The organism is Nocardia brevicatena NBRC 12119, from assembly GCF_000308495.1.
Lineage (GTDB): Bacteria > Actinomycetota > Actinomycetes > Mycobacteriales > Mycobacteriaceae > Nocardia > Nocardia brevicatena.
Genome location: NZ_BAFU01000176.1, coordinates 1 through 1081, shown reverse-complemented (window position 1 = coordinate 1081; position 1081 = coordinate 1). Strand labels below are relative to the sequence as shown.

The following is a 1081-nucleotide window of genomic DNA, read 5'->3' as shown; positions in this document are numbered from 1 at the left end:
GTACCCGGCCAGGACGTTGGTGACAGCGTGTCGGGTTGATACGGTGAGGACTTCCGGGTGGGGTGTGGCTTGTCGAGGGTCACGCCCACAGACCCGGAGGTTCTCGTGTCTCACGGTAATGCCCGCACCATCGTTCACGGCAGAAGGCTGATCGTGGCGCGCTATCGCGCTGGATGGGCGAGGGCGCATATCGCTGCGGCGATGGGTATATCCGGCACCTGCGTGCACGAATGGATTACCCGGTACGAGACCGAAGGCGAGGCCGGGTTCATCGATCGGTCCTCACGCCCGCATACGATGCCGGCGCGCACGCCGGCGGCGGTCGAGACCCGCATCGTGGCTCTACGGCTGCGGTCGCGCCGCGTCCCGGACCGGCCGGGTGCCGAACTCGGCGTGCCGGCGCGGACGGTGAGTGGGGTGCTGCGCTGTCGCCGAGCACCGTATCTGCGGGAGTGTGACCCGTTGACCGGTGTGGTGATCCGCGCATCGAAAACGACAACGGTGCGCTATGAACGCGCTTGTCCGGGCGAGTTGGTGCACATGGACGTCAAGGAGCTCGGTCGCATTCCCGCCGGCGGTGGATGGCGTGCCCACGGCCGTGACGCGGTCGTGGGTGACCGTGTCAACGGCCCCGGGTTCGGTTATGTGCATTCGCTGGTCGACGACCATTCCCGACTGGCGTATTCGGAGATCCTGGTCGAGGAGAAGCCACCACGTGCGCAGGCTTTTCGGCCCGGGCCGCCGCCTACTTCGCCGACCACGGCATCACTTTTCGATCCAGCGGTTGATGACCGACAACGTCTGGGCCTACAAAAACTCCCTGCGCGGAGTCTGCGCCCGCCTCGGCGCCGAGCAGATCTTCATCAGACCGCATTGCCCCTGGCAGAACGGCAAGGTCGAACGCCTCAACCGCACCGTGCAAACCGAATGGGCCTACCGGCAGGTCTTCACCAGCAACACCGAACGCGCCGCAGCCCTTGCATCGTGGATCGAGTACTACAACACTCGACGACGCCACAGTGCACTCGACGGGCACCCGCCCATCAGCCGACTGCAACCACCCTGATGGCCGGGTACAGCT

General features: G+C 65.8%; 1 pseudogene. It reads left to right on the top strand.

Annotated features, from left to right (window positions below):
* The first annotated feature begins 105 nt into the window (after positions 1 to 105).
* Positions 106 to 1066: pseudogene (locus ON20_RS25820) on the top strand (IS481 family transposase).
* The last annotated feature ends 15 nt before the right edge of the window (positions 1067 to 1081 follow it).